Raw genomic sequence first — 4,137 nt, forward strand, 5'->3', positions numbered from 1 at the left:
CTCCTGGCCGCGGTAGCAGCCCTTCGTCAGGTGCACCGCCGAGTCGATCCAGCCGACCTCGTGCGGGATGGTCCGCTCGTCGGTGTCGACGGTGAGCCGCGCACGGGTGGACTCCACCCGCAGTGCCTCGAACGCGAGCGTGCCGGCGGGGCGGGCCCCGGCCGCCTCCAGGCGCGCCCACCAGGCGTCGGAGTCCCCGCGCGGGACGAGCAGGTCGGCGGCGTCGACGCCGGGCCACGGCATACGCCGCACCACGCCGCCGCCGGGCAGTGCGGCGCAGTCGTAGGGGCGTTCCGGCGCCGGCGCGCCCGCGCCGGTCAGCACGGACGGGGTGTCCGGGCCGACGACGCTGAGCACGGCGAACTCCTCGGTCGCCGCGCGCGGCTCGACCTTCGACCAGAACCGCATCGCGTCCAGGTAGGTCAGCAGCTCGGCGCCGGCGCCCGGTTCGGTGTCCAGGTACACGGTGCCCCCGACGTGCGCGAGCAGCATGTGGTGCAGCACCCGGCCGTTGAGGTCGAGCACGAGCGCCTCGGAGCCGGTGTTCTCGCCCAGCTCGCTGACGTGCTGGGTGAGCAGCAGGTGCAGCCAGGACAGCCGGTCCTCGCCGGGGACCGCGATCACGTCGCGGTGCCCCCGGTCGACGACGGCGGCGGTGCGCGCCATCGCCCGCTGCTCGGCCGGCGGGTCACCCCGGTGGGCGGGGACGGCGGCGTCGACGTCGGGGCGCCCCAGGTCGTCGGCCGCGGTCACCTCGTCTCCCGACGTCGCGGTTCCGTTCGTGCTCGGGTCCGGAGTGCTCACGGGCCTCCCTCGGGTGTCTCGGGTGTCCCGGCGTCGTCCGCGGCGTCGGGGTCGTTGCGCTCCAGGCAGTCGGCACAGGTCCCGGACAGCGCGACGTGTGTCGCGTCGAGCCGGAACCCCATCTCGGACAGCGTGCGCTCGCTCACCGCACCCAGCAGTTCGGTCGGCGCCTCGTCGACCTTCCCGCAGGAGTGGCAGACGAGGTGCACGTGCCGGTGCTCGTGCTGGGAGTAGGTGGGCGCGCCGTGGCCCAGGTGGGCGTGCTGGACCACGCCGAGCTGCTCGAGCAGGTCCAGCGTGCGGTACACGGTGGTGATGTTCACCGCAGGTGCGACGGCCTGCACTTTCGTGCACACCTGCTCCGGGGTGGCGTGCCCCAGGTCGCGCACGGCGTCCAGCACGAGCTGGCGTTGAGGGGTCATCCGCAGACCGCGTCGGTGCAGGGTGCCCTTGAGCGAGGTGTCCACGCCCACGATGGTATTCCGTCACGGCCGGTACCCTTGCGGGCAACGCGGTCGGGAGCCGGGGCGAACCGAGCCGATCATCGTGTCACGCGACGTGGTGATCGGGACGCAACGCCACACCGGTGATTCGGCCGCGTGTCGCCAGAACGAGTCGTAGCTGGCTACGCTGAACGTTGTAGTCGGGCCTCGTCGGCCCTGACCTCGACGAGTACTGACCGGCGGTGGAGCAGGAGGAACAGGCGATGACGACAGACGGGACGGACCGGCCAGGTGGTCCCCCGCGCTTCGACGTCGTGCTCCGCGGCTACGACCGGCGCCAGGTGGACGAGCACGTCGTGCAGATGCAGCGGGTCATGGGACGGATGCGCGCCGACATCGAGACGTTCCGCAACCGTCCGCCGGCGCCGATGCCGCCCGTCCCGCCGCCCGGAGGGTTCGCCGGCCCGCCGCGCGGCCCCCAGCAGGGGCCCGGCCCGCGTCCCGCCCCGCGGCCCTCACCGCGCCCGCAGGGCGAGCCGCCGGACCAGATCAACAGCTTCTCCGACCGGATGCAGTCGATCCTGCAGAAGGCCGAGGAGGAGGCCGAGGAGATCCGGACGAAGGCCCGCAACGCGGCCCGCGCCGAGACCGAGCAGGCCCGTTCCGACGCCGAGCGCGTCCGGGCCGAGGCGAAGAAGGCCGTCGAGCGCGCGCGTACCGAGGCGGACCAGGCCCGGGCCCAGGGCGACAAGCTCCGCGCGGAGGTCGGCGAGCTGACCCGCAAGCGTGACGAGGCCCGCGCCGAGCTGGGACGGCTGCGCAACCAGCCGGGCGGATTGTCGGCCGCGGGTGTGGCCGGTGCTGCCGCGGGCGCGTCCGCCGCCGGTGCGTCGGCCGCGGCCTCGGACGGCCAGGTCAACGGCTCGTCCGCGCGGCCGGACAGCGGTGCGCAGGCGAAGGAGTCGACGTCGGCGGGCGCGTCCCGTTCCGGTGACGCCGGGCCCGGACGGCACGAGATCAAGTCCGCCCCCGAGCTCGCGCAGGCCGCGAACCGTCCCGACGACGCGACGAAGCAGGGCGCGACCAAGCAGGGCGCTGCGAACCAGGGCCCGACGAACCAGGGCGCTGCGAACCAGGGGCCGACGAAGCAGGGCGCGACCAACCAGGGCGCTGGGAGCCAGACTCCCGCTGCGAACCAGGACGGCGACGCCCGCTCCGCGTCGCCCCGGCCCACGCCGGGGCCCAAGCCGAGCCCGGGCCCGAAGCCGGTGCCCGGCCCGGCGGGTGCACGGCCGCAGACGAACGGGAAGCCGGCCGCGGCGGGCGCGTCGACCTCCGGCCAGGGGCAGGGCCAGCCCGGCTCGGCCCCGAGTGGCGCGAACCAGAGTGGTTCCGGCCAGGGCGCTCCGAAGAAGGGCACCCCGGCGCAGGGCGGCTCGAACCAGGGCGCTCCGAACCAGGGCGGCCAGAACCAGGGTGGTTCCGGGCAGGGTGGTTCCGGGCAGGGCGGGCCGGGTCAGGCCGCCAAGCCCGCGGCGCAGGCCTCCGGCGCAAAGCCGGGCCCGCCCGGTGCTCCGGCGGCGCCCGCGGCGAACCAGGGCACCCCGGCGCAGGGCTCCGGTGCCGCGCGCACCACCGCGATGCGTCCGTCCACGCCGGACGAGCCGGAGGCGGCCGAACTGTTCCGGCCGGCCTCGGACCCGAAGAAGCCGGCCGATCCGGCGACCTCCGCGGTGCCGCGCCAGGACCCCGCCCGGACGGGTTCCGGACGATCCGACCAGCCCGGCCCGGGTACCGGCAGCGACGCCGAGCGGACCGTCGCGGTCAGCCCGGTACGCCGATCCGGTGACACCTCATCGGTTGGTTCTGACAAGCCCGGCGGCCTCGAGCGCTCGGCGTCCGCGGGTGCGGACACCGAGGGCAAGGAGCCCCCGACGACGATGAGCCGCACCGTCGCCTCTCCGCCGGGAGCGACCAACGGCGGCGGCCCGCGCCCCGGCCCGGCGAACCAGGAGAACGGCGCCGCGGGCAAGAAGCCCAGCTCGGAGAAGCCGTCCGGCTCCGGCACGGACGGTGCACGGTCCGGGGCGAACGGCCAGGGCGAGTCCGAGGGCACCCGCGACAACGGTCGCGGGAACGACGGCCGGCAGAACCCGGTCCGGCCGCCGTCGGCGTCGCGCTCGAGCTGACGCCACACGCGCGGCGAAGCCGTTCCGGCGCATAGGGTGCGCCTTCATGAAGATCGGCACGACGACGATCCCGTTCCTGCCGCTGGCCGCGGTGGTGCTGGCGGTGCTGCTCGTCGTCCTCGTGCTGTGGGGAGTGCGCCGGGCGCGGCGTCACCCCGCCCCGGCCGCGGTGCCGGGTACCCGGCCGGCCCGGGTCTCCGAGCCCGCGCAGCAGCCGTGCGCCGCCGACTGGACCGGCGAGGTCGCGAACGGCTACGTGCCGCCTCCTGCCCCGGTCGAGCGTCCGCGGACGGTCGCCGACATCGTCGCCGAGCGCGGCGCCGACACCTTCCCGGTGCCGGCCGTGGCCGCTGCGGCCACGCCGGCGTCCCCGGCCAGGGCCGGCGCCCACGCACTGCGACCCGACGCGGACGGCGACGCTGCGTCGCCGGCCCGGACGGAGCCGCCCGCCGGCGCGAACCGGCTCCGGATCGACCCCGCGACCCTCGACGCGATGGCGGACGCCGACGCCCGGGCCGCCGCCGCCGACGTCCCCGCAGCCGCCGACGTCCCCGCCCCGGTGGCGGACGTGATGGCCGCGGACACGACGCCGACCACGCGCGAGCCCGCGACGTCCGGGGACGGGCCGCCCGGAAGTGCGGCGGCGCCCCCGGGTTCCCTCCGGACAGACGACCGCGACCTCTCCGCCCCGTCCGACGAGC

At 76.2% G+C, this 4,137-nt stretch carries 3 protein-coding genes and 1 pseudogene; 2 read left to right on the plus strand and 2 right to left on the minus strand.

Annotation, left to right across the window (positions count from 1 at the left end; genetic code table 11):
* Both I4I78_RS30885 and I4I78_RS30890 read right to left on the minus strand, forming a co-directional pair.
* The coding region (locus I4I78_RS30885) for a folate-binding protein (RefSeq protein ID WP_308252461.1) at positions 1–753 on the minus strand (753 nt) is incomplete at its 3' end.
* A gap of 47 nt (positions 754–800) precedes the next feature.
* Positions 801–1,226, minus strand: coding sequence for a transcriptional repressor (locus tag I4I78_RS30890; RefSeq protein ID WP_218615046.1), 426 nt, complete (start codon positions 1,224–1,226; stop codon positions 801–803).
* Positions 1,227–1,510: 284 nt separating this feature from the next.
* Here I4I78_RS30890 and I4I78_RS30895 point away from each other — a divergent pair, with 284 nt between their 5' ends.
* Entirely contained in the window at positions 1,511–3,436 is a 1,926-nt protein-coding gene (locus I4I78_RS30895) for a hypothetical protein (protein WP_218615045.1), read from the plus strand.
* A gap of 46 nt (positions 3,437–3,482) precedes the next feature.
* Positions 3,483–4,137: pseudogene (locus tag I4I78_RS30900) on the plus strand (hypothetical protein); the annotation flags it as partial.

This window comes from Pseudonocardia sp. KRD291 (assembly GCF_019263595.1).
In the GTDB taxonomy this organism is placed as follows: Bacteria; Actinomycetota; Actinomycetes; order Mycobacteriales; family Pseudonocardiaceae; genus Pseudonocardia.